This is a genomic window from Citrobacter sp. BIDMC107 (assembly GCF_001037575.1).
In the GTDB taxonomy this organism is placed as follows: domain Bacteria; phylum Pseudomonadota; class Gammaproteobacteria; order Enterobacterales; family Enterobacteriaceae; genus Citrobacter; species Citrobacter freundii.
Genome location: NZ_KQ089848.1, coordinates 3742285 through 3761613, shown reverse-complemented (window position 1 = coordinate 3761613; position 19329 = coordinate 3742285). Strand labels below are relative to the sequence as shown.

Annotated in this window: 10 protein-coding genes, 1 tRNA gene, 3 rRNA genes and 2 pseudogenes; 7 read left to right on the top strand and 9 right to left on the bottom strand. The window is 51.6% G+C overall.

Going from position 1 to position 19329, the window contains the following annotated elements; translation table 11 throughout:
* Positions 1-16 precede the first annotated feature (16 nt).
* Positions 17-630, bottom strand: a pseudogene (locus SK39_RS17500) (substrate-binding domain-containing protein); the annotation flags it as partial.
* Between SK39_RS17500 and eamB the strand changes: the two are divergent.
* A pseudogene (gene eamB, locus SK39_RS17495) lies at positions 627-1033 on the top strand (cysteine/O-acetylserine transporter); the annotation flags it as partial. The pseudogenes SK39_RS17500 and eamB overlap by 4 nt on opposite strands.
* A gap of 79 nt (positions 1034-1112) precedes the next feature.
* Here eamB and grcA read toward each other — a convergent pair.
* Complete coding sequence (gene grcA / locus SK39_RS17490; protein ID WP_003037563.1) at positions 1113-1496, bottom strand: autonomous glycyl radical cofactor GrcA; 384 nt, start codon at positions 1494-1496, stop codon at positions 1113-1115.
* Between the two features lie 317 nt (positions 1497-1813).
* On the opposite strand from grcA, the gene ung reads away from it, so the two are divergent.
* Positions 1814-2503, top strand: coding sequence for a uracil-DNA glycosylase (gene ung, locus SK39_RS17485; protein WP_003037561.1), 690 nt, complete (start codon positions 1814-1816; stop codon positions 2501-2503).
* Between the two features lie 33 nt (positions 2504-2536).
* On the opposite strand, the gene SK39_RS17480 is transcribed toward ung, so the two are convergent.
* Positions 2537-3616: a tRNA/rRNA methyltransferase gene (locus SK39_RS17480; RefSeq protein WP_003037560.1), complete on the bottom strand. Its 1080-nt coding sequence runs from the start codon at positions 3614-3616 to the stop codon at positions 2537-2539.
* A gap of 207 nt (positions 3617-3823) precedes the next feature.
* Here SK39_RS17480 and trxC point away from each other — a divergent pair, with 207 nt between their 5' ends.
* The 5 genes from trxC (at position 3824) to SK39_RS17455 (ending at position 9546) form a co-directional block, all read left to right on the top strand.
* The gene (trxC, locus tag SK39_RS17475; RefSeq protein ID WP_032937941.1) at positions 3824-4243 is read left to right on the top strand and encodes a thioredoxin TrxC; all 420 of its coding nucleotides are present in this window, start codon (positions 3824-3826) and stop codon (positions 4241-4243) included.
* Positions 4244-4312: 69 nt separating this feature from the next.
* On the top strand, positions 4313-5011 hold the full coding sequence (tapT, locus tag SK39_RS17470) for a tRNA-uridine aminocarboxypropyltransferase (RefSeq protein WP_032937942.1): 699 nt from the start codon (positions 4313-4315) through the stop codon (positions 5009-5011).
* Positions 5012-5047: 36 nt separating this feature from the next.
* On the top strand, positions 5048-7708 hold the full coding sequence (locus tag SK39_RS17465; protein WP_032937943.1) for a bifunctional acetate--CoA ligase family protein/GNAT family N-acetyltransferase: 2661 nt from the start codon (positions 5048-5050) through the stop codon (positions 7706-7708).
* 114 nt (positions 7709-7822) lie between these two features.
* Entirely contained in the window at positions 7823-9178 is a 1356-nt protein-coding gene (gene pssA / locus SK39_RS17460) for a CDP-diacylglycerol--serine O-phosphatidyltransferase (RefSeq protein WP_008319601.1), read from the top strand.
* Positions 9179-9210: 32 nt separating this feature from the next.
* Complete coding sequence (locus tag SK39_RS17455; RefSeq protein WP_153687927.1) at positions 9211-9546, top strand: YfiM family lipoprotein; 336 nt, start codon at positions 9211-9213, stop codon at positions 9544-9546.
* Here SK39_RS17455 and SK39_RS17450 read toward each other — a convergent pair.
* The 6 genes from SK39_RS17450 to clpB form a co-directional block, all read right to left on the bottom strand.
* On the bottom strand, positions 9543-10841 hold the full coding sequence (locus SK39_RS17450; RefSeq protein WP_003037551.1) for an MFS transporter: 1299 nt from the start codon (positions 10839-10841) through the stop codon (positions 9543-9545). The genes SK39_RS17455 and SK39_RS17450 overlap by 4 nt on opposite strands.
* Positions 10842-11194: 353 nt before the next feature.
* A 5S ribosomal RNA gene (rrf, locus tag SK39_RS17445) occupies positions 11195-11310 on the bottom strand.
* Positions 11311-11400: 90 nt separating this feature from the next.
* Positions 11401-14307: ribosomal RNA gene (locus tag SK39_RS17440) — 23S ribosomal RNA — on the bottom strand.
* Between the two features lie 221 nt (positions 14308-14528).
* Positions 14529-14604: transfer RNA gene (locus SK39_RS17435), tRNA-Glu, on the bottom strand.
* Between the two features lie 85 nt (positions 14605-14689).
* Positions 14690-16231 (bottom strand): 16S ribosomal RNA (locus SK39_RS17430).
* Together the 16S, 23S and 5S rRNA genes with 1 tRNA gene alongside form the textbook arrangement of a ribosomal RNA operon.
* Before the next feature lie 440 nt (positions 16232-16671).
* Complete coding sequence (clpB, locus tag SK39_RS17420) at positions 16672-19245, bottom strand: ATP-dependent chaperone ClpB (RefSeq protein WP_003845841.1); 2574 nt, start codon at positions 19243-19245, stop codon at positions 16672-16674.
* Between the last annotated feature and the right edge of the window lie 84 nt (positions 19246-19329).

The following is a 19329-nucleotide window of genomic DNA, read 5'->3' as shown; positions in this document are numbered from 1 at the left end:
CCGAATGCCGGGCCGTTTAGCCCGGCATTTTTTCACGTGATGCAAAACTCTCTTCAATACACTCAAGAAACACACGCATCGCCGGACTAACGACTTTTCCGGCATGATAACCACACAATGCCGTAATTAACTCAGGTTGTTCACTGTACGGTAATTCAATCAATTCCCCTGAACGTAGCTCCCTCTCAACGGCAAAACGCGGCAAAAAGCTGACCCAAAGATTTGCCGATACGCACTGCTTAATGCTTTCAATGCTCCATAACTCAATGGTATTTTCCAGCGTAATCTGTCGTTTGCGCAGTAGCCCCTCGAAGCGCTGTCTGAAAATACATTGCGGCTCATTAATGATAAAACTGCAGGGAATGTGCTGGTTATACTGAGTAAAATTAACGTGCTGGAGCAGCGGCGAAGCAACTAATGCCAGTGACTGATCACCTAGCGGCATCAACTCAAGGGCATCGTCATTACCCACCCGATAACCCCCCCCAGATCGACCTCATCACTGAGCAACGCATCGCGAATGACATAACAATTGAGTGACTGTAAAGACAACCGCACATGGGGCGCACGTTGTTTAACTCGCTGTAAAACCTGCGGCATTTTATACGCCAGCAGCGTTTCGCCCGTCATTTTCACTGGCGGTTATGGATCCTGCCATCATCCATTAGCTCAGTTGGGCTGGGGCAGCTTATATCCTGTGGCTGGCGCTGAAGATCGCCACCAGCCCGGCTACAAACGATGATTTGCGGTCAGAGCCGATTAGCTTCTGGGCGAGTTTTGGCTTGCAGTTTGTTAACGTGAAATCATTTTGTACGGCATTACCGCGTTATCCACGTTTGTATTACCGTACACTCAGGACGCACACTGGCTGATTGGAGTGAGTATTCTGTTGGCGCTGATCGGCACCTTCGGAAATGCCTGCTGGGCGCTGGCGGGCCATCTTTTTCAGCGCGTTTTTCGCCGTTACGGCCGGCAGTTGAATATCATTCTGGCGCTGCTGTTGGTGTATTGCGCGGTAAGGATCTTTTACTAACGGATGCAAAAAAGCGGAAGACACACTGGCATCTTCCGCTTTTTGATTCTTTGCTAAACGGGGCTATTCCCCGTGAGCCTTACAGGCTCTCAGTAAAGGTACGAGCGATAACGTCGCGCTGCTGTTCTGGGGTCAGAGAGTTGAAACGCACTGCATAACCAGAAACACGGATGGTCAGCTGCGGATATTTTTCCGGATGCTTAACTGCATCTTCCAGCGTTTCGCGACGCAGAACGTTCACGTTCAGGTGCTGACCACCTTCCACGCGGACTTCCGGCTGTACGTCTACCGGTACTTCACGGTATTCGATTTCGCCCAGTTTGCTGACAGCAACGACTTCATCAGCATTGAAACCTGCTTTCGCAACGATGCAGCGTGCTTCGCCTTTTTCGCTGTCCAGCAGCCAGAAAGAGTTCAGCAGGTCGTCGTTTGCAGCTTTAGTAATCTGGATACCTGTAATCATTTGATGCCTCCCCGGCAAAATTATTTGATCTCGGTTGGCCGTCATCCGGCCAATTGGTAAAACCATTGTTGCTTGAGTGTATATATACCCCTCACACACCCTTGAATCTTTGATTTAAATCAATAAAAACCACACATGAAAAGTGGTGATAGGTGGATTTTATTGTTTTACATCAACTTACGCCGTATGCACAGCTAAACTTTTTACATAAATTTTCAACTATCTTTAAGGGGTAGACCATTGAGAAACGTACAGAATTTTGCGACGTCGAAAGAAGCAGTTAAGCTAGGGGGATTGAAAATTCGCAGGAGAGCGAGATGGCCACCGAATTAACTTGGCACGATGTGCTGGCTGAAGAAAAACAGCAGCCTTATTTTGTTAACACACTGCATACTGTTGCCGGCGAGCGTCAGTCAGGAATGACAATTTATCCGCCGCAAAAAGATGTGTTTAACGCGTTTCGTTTTACCGAGCTTGGTGACGTGAAAGTTGTCATCCTGGGTCAGGATCCTTACCACGGCCCAGGCCAGGCACACGGTCTCGCGTTCTCTGTTCGTCCGGGGATTGCCACTCCGCCTTCGTTGCTGAACATGTACAAAGAGCTGGAAGCAACAATTCCCGGCTTCACCCGCCCCACGCACGGATATCTGGAAAGCTGGGCACGCCAGGGGGTACTGTTACTCAACACCGTACTCACCGTTCGCGCCGGTCAGGCACATTCTCACGCCAGCCTTGGATGGGAAACATTTACCGATAAAGTCATCAGCCTGATTAACCAACATCGGGAAGGCGTGGTTTTCCTGCTCTGGGGTTCTCACGCACAGAAGAAAGGCGCGATTATTGATGCGCAGCGTCACCATGTGTTGAAAGCGCCCCACCCATCACCACTCTCTGCGCATCGCGGTTTCTTTGGTTGCAATCACTTTGTACTGGCGAATGAATGGCTGGAACAACGAGGTGAAAAACCGATTGACTGGATGCCGGTATTACCCGCAGAAAGCGAGTAAAAAAATGCCAGCGATTCGCTGGCATTTTTATTATCAGGCTTTGTTCTGACGCCACCACTCCGCGAGCAAAACGCCGGTCGCGACAGAAACATTGAGCGTTTCTACCTTGCCGGTACCGTCAATCGCCACGCACAGGTCGTCGGCTGAACATGCTGCTTCTGGCAGAGCTTCACGCTCACGCCCTAATACCAGCACCATTTTTTCCGGCAGCGTGGTAGTAAACAGCGGTTTACCTTTCACGCTTGAGGTCATCACTACCGTGTAACCCGCGTTACGGAAATCGTCCAACACATCGACAATGCTGTCACCGGTAATCGGCTGAACATGCTCTGCTCCACCTTCAGCAGTACGGATAGCCGCCCCCGATTCCAGCAGCGCCGCATCCTGAACCACCACGCCTTTCACACCGAAGTGCGCGCAGCTACGCATCATACCGCCCAGGTTATGCGGGTTAGCGATATCTTCCAGTGCCAGCACGCAATCCTGCGCCCCTGCCTGACCGACCCACTGCTTAACGGTAGTACCGTTACGTTTTTTGATCAGGAAACAGACGCCACCGTGGTGTTCGGTGCCTGAGGCTTTCGCCAGCTCGGCTTCGTCAACCACGTGATAGGCTTTGCGGTTTGCCGCCATCCAGCGTAATGCTTCTTTAAAACGCGGGGTTACGCTCTGAACAAACCAGGCGCGGACGATAGCGTCCGGACGACTCTGGAACAGAGCCTGACAGGCATTCTCACCGTAAACGCGGGTTTCTTCCGCGCGCTGACGGCGTAATACTTCAGGATCGATAAAGCTCTTACCGCTAATACCGCCGTGATCGGCTTTATCCGCTGCGTCATCATTCGGTGCGCGGGAAACGGTACGCCACGGTGAATCTTCACGTCTGCGGTCGCGTTCTACATCGCGGTCACGCCCGCGTTCACGACCACGTTCGCTGTTCGGACCCTTTCGTTCATCACGGGCAGGGCGACGACCGCCTTCGGCTCGGGAAGTACCGGGGCGACCGCCGCCTTTGCCAGTACGTGGATTTTGGGTGCGTTTATCCGAGTCATCGTCACTGCGGACGTACATCACTTTGACCTTGCCGTTTTTGTTCTTCAGTTCGTCGCTCATGTTTTTCTCCACCTGCTCTGCGCGAAGCGCGCAGATTACCCGATGTGCACGTCGTTAGCCATTATTTCATTTAAAAGCTAAGGACTATTGTACTCATTGAATAAAACGCATTGTTGTTTAGAACAGACTCTCCGATAATATGTAACATAATAGAAACATACTGGCGTTTATGCCGTGAAGTCCACTCCACTCATCCAGAGGTTAGTTATGAATACCGTTTGTACCAGCTGCCAGGCTATCAACCGCATCCCTGACGATCGTGTCCAGGAAGCGGCTAAATGCGGACGCTGTGGTCACGACCTGTTTGATGGGGAGGTGATCAATGCGACCGGTGAGACACTGGATAAACTGTTAAAAGACGATCTCCCGGTGGTCGTTGACTTTTGGGCCCCCTGGTGTGGTCCATGTCGTAACTTCGCCCCGATTTTTGAAGATGTCGCGGAAGAGCGTAGCGGCAAAGTGCGTTTTGTTAAAGTGAATACGGAAGCCGAGCGTGAACTCAGCGCCCGTTTCGGTATCCGCAGCATTCCGACCATCATGATCTTCAGAAAAGGTGAAATCGTCGACATGCTTAACGGCGCTGTACCAAAAGCCCCGTTTGATAACTGGCTTAACGAATCATTATAATCTCTACGGGGCGCATCTTGTGCCCCGTTTTCACCTCTGCGACAATAGCGTTTTTCAACGTGTTTCCCCATGACCGATAACGCTGTTCTTCAGTTACGCGCTGAGCGCCTCGCGCGCGCCACGCGTCCTTTCCTTGCCCGAGGTAATCGCGTTCGCCGCTGTCAACGCTGCCTGCTGCCGCAGAAGCTCTGCTTGTGCGCAACTCTGGCGCCCTCTGAGGCAAAAAGTCGCTTTTGTCTGGTGATGTTTGATACCGAGCCGATGAAGCCCAGCAACACGGGGCGTTTAATTGCCGATATTCTGCCCGATACCACGGCTTTTCAGTGGTCGCGTACCGAGCCGCCGCAGGCGCTGCTGGAACTGGTGAAAAATCCGGATTACCAGCCGATGGTTGTATTCCCGGCCTCCTATGCAGGTGAAAAGCGTGAGGTGATTTTCACGCCACCAGCCGGTAAGCCCCCATTGTTTATCATGCTCGACGGCACCTGGCCTGAGGCGCGTAAAATGTTCCGCAAAAGCCCGTACCTCGATAACCTGCCGGTGATCTCTGTTGATTTATCACGCCTTTCTGCTTACCACCTGCGTGGCGTTCACGCCGAAGGGCAATATTGCACAGCCGAGGTGGCCATCGCCTTGTTGGATCTGGCGGGAGATACGCAAGCCGCAGAAGGGTTAAGCGATCATTTTACTCGCTTTAAAACCCGCTACCTGGCAGGAAAAACTCAACATCAGGGAAACGTCACAGCAGATTCATCAGAAAACGTTTAAAATCATTCGGTCACTGGTGTCATTAAGGAAGCCGATATGAGTCAGCGTGGTCTGGAAGCACTATTGCGACCGAAATCCATTGCGGTGATTGGGGCGTCAATGAAGCCTAATCGCGCGGGTTACCTGATGATGCGTAACCTGCTTGCTGGCGGTTTCAATGGACCTGTTTTACCGGTGACGCCCGCATGGAAAGCGGTGTTGGGCGTACTGGCGTGGCCCAATATCAACAGCCTGCCTTTTAGCCCCGATCTCGCCGTGTTGTGCACCAATGCCAGCCGTAACCTGGCATTACTCGAAGCACTTGGCGAGAAAGGTTGTAAAACCTGCATTATTCTCTCAGCACCCTCGGCGCAGCACGCGGAGCTGCTGGCCTGCGCATCACGCTACAACATACGTCTTCTGGGTCCCAACAGCCTGGGACTTCTCGCACCCTGGCAAGGACTTAACGCCAGCTTTTCCCCCGTCCCGATTAAGCGCGGCAAGCTGGCTTTCATCTCTCAATCCGCCGCCGTATCCAATACCATACTCGACTGGGCACAGCAGAGAGAAATGGGCTTTTCTTACTTTATCGCACTGGGTGATAGCCTGGATATCGACGTTGATGAGCTACTGGATTACCTGGCACGCGACAGTAAAACCAGCGCGATATTGCTGTATCTCGAACATTTAAGTGATGCCCGGCGCTTTGTTTCCGCCGCCCGTAGCGCCTCGCGCAATAAACCTATTCTGGTGATTAAGAGTGGTCGCAGCCCTGCAGCGCAGCGTTTACTGCATACCAGCGCCGGGATGGACCCTGCGTGGGATGCAGCTATTCAGCGCGCCGGTTTACTGCGCGTACAAGACACTCACGAGCTGTTCTCAGCAGTCGAAACCTTGAGCCACATGCGTCCACTACGTGGCGACAGGCTGATGATCATCAGCAATGGGGCCGCGCCTGCCGCACTGGCATTAGATGAACTGTGGTCAAAAAATGGCAAGTTGGCGACGTTGAGTGAAGACACCTGCCAGAAATTACGCGATTCATTGCCTGAACATGTTGATATCGCCAACCCACTGGATCTGCGTGATGACGCCAGCAGCGAACACTACGTTAAGACGCTGGATATTTTGCTCGCCAGCCAGGATTTCGACGCGTTGATGGTGATTCATTCACCCAGCGCAGCCGCTCCCGGAACCGAAAGCGCACAGGCATTGATTGAAGCGGTAAAGCATCATCCCCGAGGAAAATTCGTCTCGTTGCTGACCAACTGGTGCGGAGAGTTTTCCTCTCAGGAAGCCCGCAGACTGTTTAGCGAAGCCGGATTACCAACCTACCGCACGCCTGAAGGCACTATCACTGCATTTATGCATATGGTGGAGTACCGGCGTAACCAGAAGCAACTGCGTGAAACGCCAGCGCTACCCGACAATCTGACCACCAACACCGCCGAAGCGCATAATCTGTTACAACAGGCGATTGCAGAAGGCGCAACGTCACTGGATACTCATGAAGTTCAGCCTATTTTACAGGCCTATGGCTTACATACACTGCCGACATGGATCGCCAGCGACAGCGCAGAGGCCGTACATATCGCGGAGCAAATCGGCTACCCGGTGGCGCTCAAGCTGCGTTCTCCTGATATCCCGCATAAGTCGGAAGTTCAGGGGGTAATGCTCTACCTGCGTACAGCAACAGAAGTGCAGCAGGCTGCCAATGCAATTTTCGATCGGGTAAAAATGGCCTGGCCGCAGGCACGCATTCACGGTTTATTAGTACAAAGTATGGCGAATCGCGCTGGTGCTCAAGAACTTCGCGTCGTCGTTGAACATGACCCGGTATTTGGTCCATTGATTATGCTGGGTGAAGGTGGTGTTGAGTGGCGACCGGAAGAGCAAGCCGTGGTGGCCTTGCCGCCATTGAACATGAATCTGGCGCGTTATCTGGTGATCCAGGGGATCAAAAATAAAAAGATCCGCGCTCGCAGCGCACTACGTCCGCTGGATATCGCCGGGTTGAGCCAACTTCTGGTGCAGGTCTCCAACTTGATCGTCGACTGCCCGGAAATTCAGCGTCTGGATATTCATCCTCTGCTGGCCTCCGCCGAAGAATTTACCGCGCTGGACGTTACGCTGGATATTGCCCCTTTCGCGGGAGATAACGAAAGCAGGCTGGCTGTACGTCCCTACCCCCATCAGCTTGAAGAGTGGGTGGAGTTGAAGAACGGCGAGCGCTGTCTGTTCCGCCCCATTTTACCGGAGGATGAACCTCATCTACAGCAGTTCATTTCTCAAGTGACAAAAGAAGATCTTTATTATCGCTATTTCAGTGAGATCAATGAATTTACCCACGAAGATTTAGCCAATATGACGCAGATCGACTACGATCGGGAAATGGCTTTTGTTGCGGTGCGTTGTAAAGATAATCACGAAGAGATCCTCGGCGTAACGCGAGCAATCTCGGATCCTGATAACGTAGATGCTGAGTTTGCCGTACTGGTTCGTTCCGATCTCAAAGGGCTTGGACTGGGTCGCCGATTGATGGAAAAATTAATTGCATATACCCGAGATCACGGACTTATACGTTTGAATGGTATTACGATGCCAAACAATCGTGGGATGGTCGCCCTGGCCCGAAAACTCGGGTTTGTTGTTGACGTCCAGCTCGAAGAGGGAATTGTTGGGCTAACGCTTAATCTGGCCCAATGTGAGGAATCGTGAGTAAGGTACTGGAAATGTTGACCACATTAATGGGTACTGGTGGTATCATTGCCCGCTTATGTCGTCTGCATAGCACAGAGGACCCTTCAATGAACAGAGAAGAAATGCACTGTGATGTTGTCAAAATTTAAGCGTAATAAACATCAACAACACCTTGCCCAACTACCCAAGATTTCTCAGTCAGTTGATGATGTAGATTTCTTTTATGCTCCCGCTAATTTCAGGGAGACTCTGCTGGAAAAAATAGCCAGCGCGACGCGACGGATCTGCATTATTGCGCTGTACCTGGAACAGGATGACGGTGGTAAAGGCATACTTGACGCTCTCTATGCGGCAAAACGGCAGCGTCCTGAACTGGATGTCCGGGTACTTGTCGACTGGCACAGAGCTCAGCGCGGTCGTATTGGGGCTGCGGCATCCAATACTAATGCTGACTGGTATTGCCGAATGGCGCAAGAAAACCCTGGTATCGATATTCCTGTTTATGGCGTTCCGATTAACACCCGTGAAGCGCTTGGCGTCCTGCATTTCAAAGGCTTTATTATCGATGACAGCGTCCTGTACAGCGGGGCCAGTCTGAACGATGTTTACCTGCATCAGCATGATAAATATCGCTATGACCGTTATCAGTTGATTCGCAATGCGCAAATGGCCGATATCATGTTCGATTGGGTTACGCAGAACCTGATAAAGGGTCGCGGCGTTAACCGCCTTGATGATATCAACCGACCTAAAAGCCCGGAAATTAAAAACGATATCCGCCTGTACCGCCAAGAACTGCGTGATGCGTCATTCCATTTTCAGGGTGATGCTGATAACGAACAGCTTTCGGTTACGCCTCTGGTGGGCCTTGGGAAATCCAGTCTGTTAAATAAGACCATTTTCCATCTTATGCCCTGCGCGGAGCACAAACTCACAATCTGTACCCCTTATTTCAACCTGCCCGCCATACTGGTGCGCAATATCATTCAACTGCTGCGTGAAGGGAAAAAGGTTGAAATCATTGTCGGTGATAAAACCGCCAACGACTTTTTCATTCCAGAAGATGAGCCATTCAAGATCATCGGCGCGCTGCCTTATCTGTATGAAATAAATCTGCGCCGTTTCCTGAGCAGATTGCAGTATTACGTGAATACCGACCAGCTGGTCGTACGCCTATGGAAAGATGATGACAACACCTATCATCTGAAAGGTATGTGGGTTGATGATAAATGGATGCTGCTCACCGGCAACAACCTTAACCCTCGCGCCTGGCGTCTGGATCTGGAAAACGCCATCCTTATCCACGATCCTAAGCAAGAGCTGACTCCCCAGCGCGATAAAGAGCTGGAGCTTATCCGTACGCATACTACCGTCGTTAAGCACTATCGCGACCTGCAAAGTATTGCTGACTATCCAGTCAAAGTGCGTAAGCTCATTCGTCGACTACGCCGTATTCGTATCGACAGATTAATTAGCCGTATTCTGTAATCAAGACCCCGTCCAGTGACGGGGTTTTTCATATGGAGGCAACGGTGCGCCTGTTCATTCTTACCAGCATCCTGGCCATTTCTGGCTGCAGCCACATGGCTAACGACCAGTGGAGTGGGCAAGACAAAGCTCAACACTTCATCGCCTCCGCCATGCTTGCCGCAGCCGGCAATGAATATGCCCAACATCAGGGCAACAGCCGCGATCGCAGTGCGGCTATCGGCCTGATGTTCTCAGTCAGCCTGGGCGCGTCAAAAGAACTGTGGGACAGCCGTCCCGCAGGGAGCGGCTGGAGCTGGAAGGACTTCGCCTGGGATGTTGCAGGCGCGTCTACCGGCTATGCGGTCTGGCAACTGGCACATTACTAGAGGCGCAGACCTTTCCCCTTCCCATGCAGCATCAGCGATACTAAAAACGCGACAACTGCCAGCGCGGTGACGTACCAGAAGAATGTCGTTTCCATACCGACAGACTTCAGGGATAACGCCACATATTCAGCTGAGCCACCAAACAGGGCATTAGCCACCGCATAAGATAAGCCAACTCCCAGAGCGCGCACCTGCGCCGGGAACATCTCAGCCTTCAAAATACCGCTGATTGACGTATAGAAACTCACGATTAACAGGGCACACATCACCAGAGCAAACGCCATATACGGGGATGTTACGCTTTGCAATGCTGTCAGAATGGGAACAGTGAAAATCGCGGCCAACGCGCCAAAACACAGCATTGAAGTACGCCGACCAATCTTATCTGACAAAGCGCCGAACAGCGGTTGAACCAGCATGAACACACACAGTGCCGCCGTCATAATCCCGCTGGCTACGTTGGCATGCATACCAGCTGTATTGACCAGGTATTTCTGCATGTAGGTTGTGAACGTGTAAAAACACAACGAACCCGCGGCGGTAAAGCCAAGCACCATGACAAAGGCTTTGCGATTACGCCACAGACCTTTCAGGGAACCCGCTTCTTTCAGCGCGCGAACGTCCTGTTTCGAGGTTTCATCCAGTTGGCGACGCAGCCATAGCGCAACAATAGCCAGCACGGCGCCCAACGCAAATGGAATACGCCACCCCCACGCTCTGAGCGCAGAGTCTTCTAACGTGTGCTGTAATATGACCACAACCAACAATGCCAGTAACTGTCCGCCGATTAACGTCACGTACTGGAATGAAGCATAAAAACCTTTCTTACCTTCAACGGCAACTTCACTCATATAGGTCGCGCTGGTTCCGTATTCACCACCTACAGATAACCCCTGGAATAGTCTGGCCAGCAGTAATAACGCAGGGGCCCAGGTACCGATAGTTTCATATCCCGGTAGACAAGCGATCACCAACGATCCCATACACATCATACAAACGGACAGCAACATGGACTTTTTACGCCCGTGCTTATCCGCAATACGGCCAAACAACCAGCCTCCAATTGGTCGCATCAAGAAGCCTGCGGCAAACACGCCGGCGGTTTGTAAGAGTTGTGTGGTGGTATTTCCTGATGGGAAAAAGATATGAGCAAAATAAAGAGAACAGAAAGAGTAGATATAGAAATCAAACCATTCGACCAGATTCCCTGATGATGCTCCGACAATCGCCCATATACGACGGCGGGTATCGCCGTCTGCCAGCGCCCCGTTCTCAGTTACACTACTATCAGCCATTAGAATTGTACCCCTGCCAACGATCGCATGAATTTATCAATGATGGTTGTGTGTTTTTTGGTGAATTAAATGTTATATAATTGTTATATATTATTATGCAGGAAAGATCACGATTTTAATTAGCAGAGAAAGGATTCAGATATGTTCGAGGGAGAGATCCGTGTAGTAGATCGAGACAGTGTGCTTTTGTTAGTCGATTAAGGCGGTTACGTCGAATCCAGCAATCTGCCGCCGGAATTGCGTGATGCGCTGCGCTTATCAGGCCTGCACAATACGTTCAGCCCGGCGGTTTTTACCCCGCACACACGCAAAAAAGCCCATCCGTCAGGATGGGCTTCTTCACTTTATTTGATGCCTGGCAGTTCCCTACTCTCGCATGGGGAGACCCCACACTACCATCGGCGCTACGGCGTTTCACTTCTGAGTTCGGCATGGGGTCAGGTGGGACCACCGCGCTACAGCCGCCAGGCAAATTCTGTTATTAACCCGCTTTTCGCCGGTTAATCTTATCTGTATCAAGCTGAATGTCGTCTCTTCGCCAAAACATCTTCGGCGTTGTAAGGTTAAGCCTCACGGTTCATTAGTATCGGTTAGCTCAATGTATCGCTACACTTACACACCCGACCTATCAACGTCATCGTCTTTAACGTTCCTTCAGGAGACTTATAGTCTCAGGGAGAACTCATCTCGGGGCAAGTTTCGTGCTTAGATGCTTTCAGCACTTATCTCTTCCGCATTTAGCTACCGGGCAATGCCATTGGCATGACAACCCGAACACCAGTGATGCGTCCACTCCGGTCCTCTCGTACTAGGAGCAGCCCCCCTCAATTCTCCAGCGCCCACGGCAGATAGGGACCGAACTGTCTCACGACGTTCTAAACCCAGCTCGCGTACCACTTTAAATGGCGAACAGCCATACCCTTGGGACCTACTTCAGCCCCAGGATGTGATGAGCCGACATCGAGGTGCCAAACACCGCCGTCGATATGAACTCTTGGGCGGTATCAGCCTGTTATCCCCGGAGTACCTTTTATCCGTTGAGCGATGGCCCTTCCATTCAGAACCACCGGATCACTAAGACCTGCTTTCGCACCTGCTCGAGCCGTCACTCTCGCAGTCAAGCTAGCTTATGCCTTTGCACTAACCTCCTGATGTCCGACCAGGATTAGCTAACCTTCGTGCTCCTCCGTTACTCTTTAGGAGGAGACCGCCCCAGTCAAACTACCCACCAGACACTGTCCGCAACCCGGATTACGGGTCCACGTTAGAACACCAGCCATTAAAGGGTGGTATTTCAAGGATGGCTCCATGCAGACTGGCGTCCACACTTCAAAGCCTCCCACCTATCCTACACATCAAGGACCAGTGTTCAGTGTCAAGCTATAGTAAAGGTTCACGGGGTCTTTCCGTCTTGCCGCGGGTACACTGCATCTTCACAGCGAGTTCAATTTCACTGAGTCTCGGGTGGAGACAGCCTGGCCATCATTACGCCATTCGTGCAGGTCGGAACTTACCCGACAAGGAATTTCGCTACCTTAGGACCGTTATAGTTACGGCCGCCGTTTACCGGGGCTTCGATCAAGAGCTTCTCCTTACGGATAACCCCATCAATTAACCTTCCGGCACCGGGCAGGCGTCACACCGTATACGTCCACTTTCGTGTTTGCACAGTGCTGTGTTTTTAATAAACAGTTGCAGCCAGCTGGTATCTTCGACTGATTTCAGCTCCATGAGTAAATCACTTCACCTACATATCAGCGTGCCTTCTCCCGAAGTTACGGCACCATTTTGCCTAGTTCCTTCACCCGAGTTCTCTCAAGCGCCTTGGTATTCTCTACCTGACCACCTGTGTCGGTTTGGGGTACGATTTCGTGTTACCTGATGCTTAGAGGCTTTTCCTGGAAGCAGGGCATTTGTTACTTCAGCACCGTAGTGCCTCGTCATCACACCTCAGCGTTAAAAAGGTACCGGATTTACCTGGAACCTCCGCCTACATGCTTAAACCGGGACAACCGTCGCCCGGCTAACATAGCCTTCTCCGTCCCCCCTTCGCAGTAACACCAAGTACAGGAATATTAACCTGTTTCCCATCGACTACGCCTTTCGGCCTCGCCTTAGGGGTCGACTCACCCTGCCCCGATTAACGTTGGACAGGAACCCTTGGTCTTCCGGCGTGCGGGTTTTTCACCCGCATTATCGTTACTTATGTCAGCATTCGCACTTCTGATACCTCCAGCAACCCTCACAGGCCACCTTCAACGGCTTACAGAACGCTCCCCTACCCAACAACACATAGTGTCGCTGCCGCAGCTTCGGTGCATGGTTTAGCCCCGTTACATCTTCCGCGCAGGCCGACTCGACCAGTGAGCTATTACGCTTTCTTTAAATGATGGCTGCTTCTAAGCCAACATCCTGGCTGTCTGTGCCTTCCCACATCGTTTCCCACTTAACCATGACTTTGGGACCTTAGCTGGCGGTCTGGGTTGTTTCCCTCTTCACGACGGACGTTAGCACCCGCCGTGTGTCTCCCGTGATAACATTCTTCGGTATTCGCAGTTTGCATCGGGTTGGTAAGTCGGGATGACCCCCTAGCCGAAACAGTGCTCTACCCCCGAAGATGAATTCACGAGGCGCTACCTAAATAGCTTTCGGGGAGAACCAGCTATCTCCCGGTTTGATTGGCCTTTCACCCCCAGCCACAAGTCATCCGCTAATTTTTCAACATTAGTCGGTTCGGTCCTCCAGTTAGTGTTACCCAACCTTCAACCTGCCCATGGCTAGATCACCGGGTTTCGGGTCTATACCCTGCAACTTAACGCCCAGTTAAGACTCGGTTTCCCTTCGGCTCCCCTATACGGTTAACCTTGCTACAGAATATAAGTCGCTGACCCATTATACAAAAGGTACGCAGTCACCCCATAAAGAGGCTCCCACTGCTTGTACGTACACGGTTTCAGGTTCTTTTTCACTCCCCTCGCCGGGGTTCTTTTCGCCTTTCCCTCACGGTACTGGTTCACTATCGGTCAGTCAGGAGTATTTAGCCTTGGAGGATGGTCCCCCCATATTCAGACAGGATACCACGTGTCCCGCCCTACTCTTCGAGTTCACAACCTGTGCATTTTGGTGTACGGGACTATCACCCTGTACCGTCGGACTTTCCAGACCGTTCCACTAACACACAAGCTGATTCAGACTCTGGGCTGCTCCCCGTTCGCTCGCCGCTACTGGGGGAATCTCGGTTGATTTCTTTTCCTCGGGGTACTTAGATGTTTCAGTTCCCCCGGTTCGCTTCATTACGCTATGTATTCACGTAATGATAGTGTGACGAATCACACTGGGTTTCCCCATTCGGAAATCGCCGGTTATAACGGTTCATATCACCTTACCGACGCTTATCGCAGATTAGCACGTCCTTCATCGCCTCTGACTGCCAGGGCATCCACCGTGTACGCTTAGTCGCTTAACCTCACAACCCGAAGATGTTTCTTTCGATTCATCATCGACTTGCAAAAATTTGAGAGACTCGAACACACCGCTTTTCATTTCTTATTACGGAGAAATGAAACAGTGTGTCGTTTCAATTTTCAGCTTGATCCAGATTTTTAAAGAGCAAATATCTCAAACGTCACCCGAAGGTAAGTTTTGAGATATTAAGGTCGGCGACTTTCACTCACACATACCAGCAAGTGGCGTCCCCTAGGGGATTCGAACCCCTGTTACCGCCGTGAAAGGGCGGTGTCCTGGGCCTCTAGACGAAGGGGACGTATAAGTCTCAATCGCAAGACGCCTTGCTATTTACTTTTCATCAGACAATCTGTGTGAGCACTACAAAGGCAGGTTCTTTAAGGTAAGGAGGTGATCCAACCGCAGGTTCCCCTACGGTTACCTTGTTACGACTTCACCCCAGTCATGAATCACAAAGTGGTAAGCGCCCTCCCGAAGGTTAAGCTACCTACTTCTTTTGCAACCCACTCCCATGGTGTGACGGGCGGTGTGTACAAGGCCCGGGAACGTATTCACCGTGGCATTCTGATCCACGATTACTAGCGATTCCGACTTCATGGAGTCGAGTTGCAGACTCCAATCCGGACTACGACATACTTTATGAGGTCCGCTTGCTCTCGCGAGGTCGCTTCTCTTTGTATATGCCATTGTAGCACGTGTGTAGCCCTACTCGTAAGGGCCATGATGACTTGACGTCATCCCCACCTTCCTCCAGTTTATCACTGGCAGTCTCCTTTGAGTTCCCGGCCGAACCGCTGGCAACAAAGGATAAGGGTTGCGCTCGTTGCGGGACTTAACCCAACATTTCACAACACGAGCTGACGACAGCCATGCAGCACCTGTCTCAGAGTTCCCGAAGGCACCAAAGCATCTCTGCTAAGTTCTCTGGATGTCAAGAGTAGGTAAGGTTCTTCGCGTTGCATCGAATTAAACCACATGCTCCACCGCTTGTGCGGGCCCCCGTCAATTCATTTGAGTTTTAACCTTGCGGCCGTACTCCCCAGGCGGTCGACTTAACGCGTTAGCTCCGGAAGCCACGCCTCAAGGGCACAACCTCCAAGTCGACATCGTTTACGGCGTGGACTACCAGGGTATCTAATCCTGTTTGCTCCCCACGCTTTCGCACCTGAGCGTCAGTCTTTGTCCAGGGGGCCGCCTTCGCCACCGGTATTCCTCCAGATCTCTACGCATTTCACCGCTACACCTGGAATTCTACCCCCCTCTACAAGACTCTAGCCTGCCAGTTTCGGATGCAGTTCCCAGGTTGAGCCCGGGGATTTCACATCCGACTTGACAGACCGCCTGCGTGCGCTTTACGCCCAGTAATTCCGATTAACGCTTGCACCCTCCGTATTACCGCGGCTGCTGGCACGGAGTTAGCCGGTGCTTCTTCTGCGAGTAACGTCAATCGTTGCGGTTATTAACCACAACGCCTTCCTCCTCGCTGAAAGTACTTTACAACCCGAAGGCCTTCTTCATACACGCGGCATGGCTGCATCAGGCTTGCGCCCATTGTGCAATATTCCCCACTGCTGCCTCCCGTAGGAGTCTGGACCGTGTCTCAGTTCCAGTGTGGCTGGTCATCCTCTCAGACCAGCTAGGGATCGTCGCCTAGGTGAGCCGTTACCCCACCTACTAGCTAATCCCATCTGGGCACATCCGATGGCAAGAGGCCCGAAGGTCCCCCTCTTTGGTCTTGCGACGTTATGCGGTATTAGCTACCGTTTCCAGTAGTTATCCCCCTCCATCGGGCAGTTTCCCAGACATTACTCACCCGTCCGCCACTCGTCACCCAAGGAGCAAGCTCCTCTGTGCTACCGTTCGACTTGCATGTGTTAGGCCTGCCGCCAGCGTTCAATCTGAGCCATGATCAAACTCTTCAATTTAAGTTTGATGCTCGTGAATTAAACTTCGTAATGAATTACGTATGTTCACTCAGAGACTTGGTATTCATTTTTCGTCTTGCGACGTTAAGAATCCGTATCTTCGAGTGCCCACACAGATTGTCTGATAAATTGTTAAAGAGCAGTGCCGCTTCGCTTTTTCTCAGCGGCGCGGGGTGTGCATATTACGCCATCCCGCTACGAAGTCAAGCATTCAATTTCGCTTTCTTCGCCGGAGTTCTCAGTGGAACCCCGCTGACCCGGCGGTTTGTAATCCGTTGTTCCGTGTCAGTGGTGGCGCATTATAGGGAGTTATTTCGGGCTGACAAGTTAAAAATATAAAAAACTTATCAAGCGATTACTTTTCAATCAATACGTCTATTTTCGCCTGAATTTTAAACAAAAACGAGCCCCGCAGGGCTCGTTTATTGTTGTTTTGTGACTTACTGCACTGCCACGATGCGATCGTCATTCACTTCCAGACGAATCGTTTTGCCCGGAATCAGTTCACCAGACAGAATTTGCTGCGCCAGCGGGTTTTCGATCTGCTGCTGGATAGCACGTTTCAATGGACGTGCGCCATACACCGGATCGTAACCATTCGCACTCAGCAGTTTAAGCGCCTCGTCAGAAATATGGATTTCATAGCCACGCTCTTCCAGACGTTTGTACAGACGCTGCAGCTGGATCTGAGCAATAGAAGCAATGTGCTGCTCACCCAACGGATGGAATACAACAACCTCATCTATACGGTTGATGAATTCCGGGCGGAAGTTATGGCTCACGACGCCCAGCACCATATCTTTCATGTGGCCGTAATCCAGCTCACCAAAGCGTTCCTGGATTAGATCAGACCCCAGGTTTGAGGTCATGATGACAACCGTATTACGGAAGTCGACCGTTCTTCCCTGTCCGTCAGTCAGACGACCATCGTCAAGCACCTGCAGCAGAATGTTGAACACATCCGGGTGCGCTTTTTCCACTTCATCCAGCAGGATGACAGAGTAAGGACGACGACGTACTGCTTCCGTCAGATACCCACCTTCTTCATAACCGACATATCCCGGAGGTGCCCCAACCAAGCGAGACACCGAGTGTTTCTCCATAAACTCGGACATATCGATACGCACCATTGCGTCGTCACTGTCGAACATAAAGTTTGCCAGCGCTTTGCACAGTTCGGTTTTACCGACCCCGGTTGGACCAAGGAACAAGAATGAACCAATCGGACGATTCGGATCGGACAAGCCCGCGCGGCTACGACGGATGGCGTTAGAAACGGCTTCCACCGCTTCGTTCTGACCAATCACACGGCTGTGCAGCTCCTGTTCCATACGCAACAGTTTTTCCCGTTCGCCTTCCAGCATGCGAGCAACCGGGATCCCGGTCCAGCGCGCCAGCACCTCAGCAATTTCTGCATCCGTGACTTTATTACGCAGCAGACGCATGGTTTTGCCTTCAGACTGGGTGGCTGCTTCCAGCTGTTTTTCCAGTTCAGGAATTTTGCCGTACTGCAGTTCAGACATCCGCGCCAGGTCGCCAACGCGGCGCGCCTGTTCGATGGCGATTTTTGCCTGCTCCAGCTCAGCCTTGATAGTTTGCGTTCCCGAGAGGGAGGCTTTTTCAGCTTTCCACTCTTCCTCTAACTCAGAATACTGGCGCTCTTTGTCGTCCAGCTCTTCGTTGAGCATATCGAGACGTTTTTTACTTGCCTCATCAGACTCTTTCATTAATGCCTGCTGTTCCAGTTTGAGCTGGATAATACGGCGGTCGAGTCTGTCGAGTTCCTCCGGCTTGGAGTCAATCTGCATACGAATGCTGGATGCCGCTTCGTCAATAAGGTCGATAGCTTTATCCGGTAACTGACGATCGGCAATATAACGATGAGACAACGTAGCTGCCGCAACAATCGCCGGGTCAGTAATCTGCACATGATGGTGCAGCTCATAACGTTCTTTCAGGCCACGCAAGATTGCGATGGTGTCTTCCACTGAAGGTTCAGCCACAAACACTTTCTGGAAACGACGTTCCAGCGCCGCATCTTTTTCGATGTACTGGCGATATTCATCAAGCGTTGTGGCACCTACGCAGTGCAGTTCCCCGCGAGCCAGCGCTGGTTTCAGCATGTTCCCGGCGTCCATCGCGCCATCGGCTTTACCCGCCCCAACCATGGTATGCAATTCGTCGATAAACAGAATGACGTTGCCTTCCTGTTTCGAGAGATCGTTCAGCACACCTTTTAAGCGCTCTTCAAACTCACCGCGATATTTGGCCCCAGCCACCAGCGCGCCCATATCCAGCGCCAGTACACGACGGCCTTTTAAGCCCTCCGGCACTTCACCATTGATGATGCGTTGGGCCAGCCCTTCAACAATGGCTGTTTTACCGACACCGGGTTCACCGATTAACACTGGGTTATTTTTAGTACGACGTTGCAGCACCTGAATGGTACGGCGAATTTCTTCATCACGGCCGATAACTGGATCGAGTTTGCCCTGTTCAGCACGTTCAGTCAGATCGACGGTATATTTTTTCAAGGCCTGACGTTGGTCTTCAGCCCCCTGGTCATTCACGCTTTCACCTCCACGCATTTGTTCAATTGCCTGAGTGATATTGGCGGTCGTCGCCCCAGCTGATTTTAATAAGTCGGTCAGCGTACCGCGTGACTCAAGCACCGCCAGAACGAACAGTTCTGACGAAATAAAGTTGTCCCCACGTTTTTGCGCCAGCTTGTCGCAAAGATTCAGTACACGCACCAGTTCCTGAGAAGGCTGCACATCACCGCCGGTACCTTCTACCTGCGGCAAACGGCTCAACGCCTGGTCAATGGTTGTACGTAACTGGCCAGCATTAATGCCAGCAGACGTTAATAAAGGACGTACCGATCCCCCTTCCTGATTCAGCAAGGCGCTCATTAGATGAAGTGGTTCGATGAATTGATTGTCGTGCCCCAATGCGAGTGACTGGGCATCGGCAAGAGCAAGCTGGAATTTATTGGTAAGACGATCCAGACGCATAACTCCTCCCATAACAGGTCAAAATTGCTACTGGAGATTAAATGAGGTCATCCCTCAATTATTCAAGGTGAATGACCTGAATTA

What these genes read in the sequence shown, in the direction of transcription:
- grcA (WP_003037563.1), bottom strand. Translation starts at nt 1,496, where the DNA reads ATGATTACAGGTATCCAGATTACTAAAGCTGCAAACGACGACCTGCTG.
- ung (WP_003037561.1), top strand. Translation starts at nt 1,814, where the DNA reads ATGGCCACCGAATTAACTTGGCACGATGTGCTGGCTGAAGAAAAACAG.
- SK39_RS17480 (WP_003037560.1), bottom strand. Translation starts at nt 3,616, where the DNA reads ATGAGCGACGAACTGAAGAACAAAAACGGCAAGGTCAAAGTGATGTAC.
- trxC (WP_032937941.1), top strand. Translation starts at nt 3,824, where the DNA reads ATGAATACCGTTTGTACCAGCTGCCAGGCTATCAACCGCATCCCTGAC.
- tapT (WP_032937942.1), top strand. Translation starts at nt 4,313, where the DNA reads ATGACCGATAACGCTGTTCTTCAGTTACGCGCTGAGCGCCTCGCGCGC.
- SK39_RS17465 (WP_032937943.1), top strand. Translation starts at nt 5,048, where the DNA reads ATGAGTCAGCGTGGTCTGGAAGCACTATTGCGACCGAAATCCATTGCG.
- pssA (WP_008319601.1), top strand. Translation starts at nt 7,823, where the DNA reads ATGTTGTCAAAATTTAAGCGTAATAAACATCAACAACACCTTGCCCAA.
- SK39_RS17455 (WP_153687927.1), top strand. Translation starts at nt 9,211, where the DNA reads ATGGAGGCAACGGTGCGCCTGTTCATTCTTACCAGCATCCTGGCCATT.
- SK39_RS17450 (WP_003037551.1), bottom strand. Translation starts at nt 10,841, where the DNA reads ATGGCTGATAGTAGTGTAACTGAGAACGGGGCGCTGGCAGACGGCGAT.
- clpB (WP_003845841.1), bottom strand. Translation starts at nt 19,245, where the DNA reads ATGCGTCTGGATCGTCTTACCAATAAATTCCAGCTTGCTCTTGCCGAT.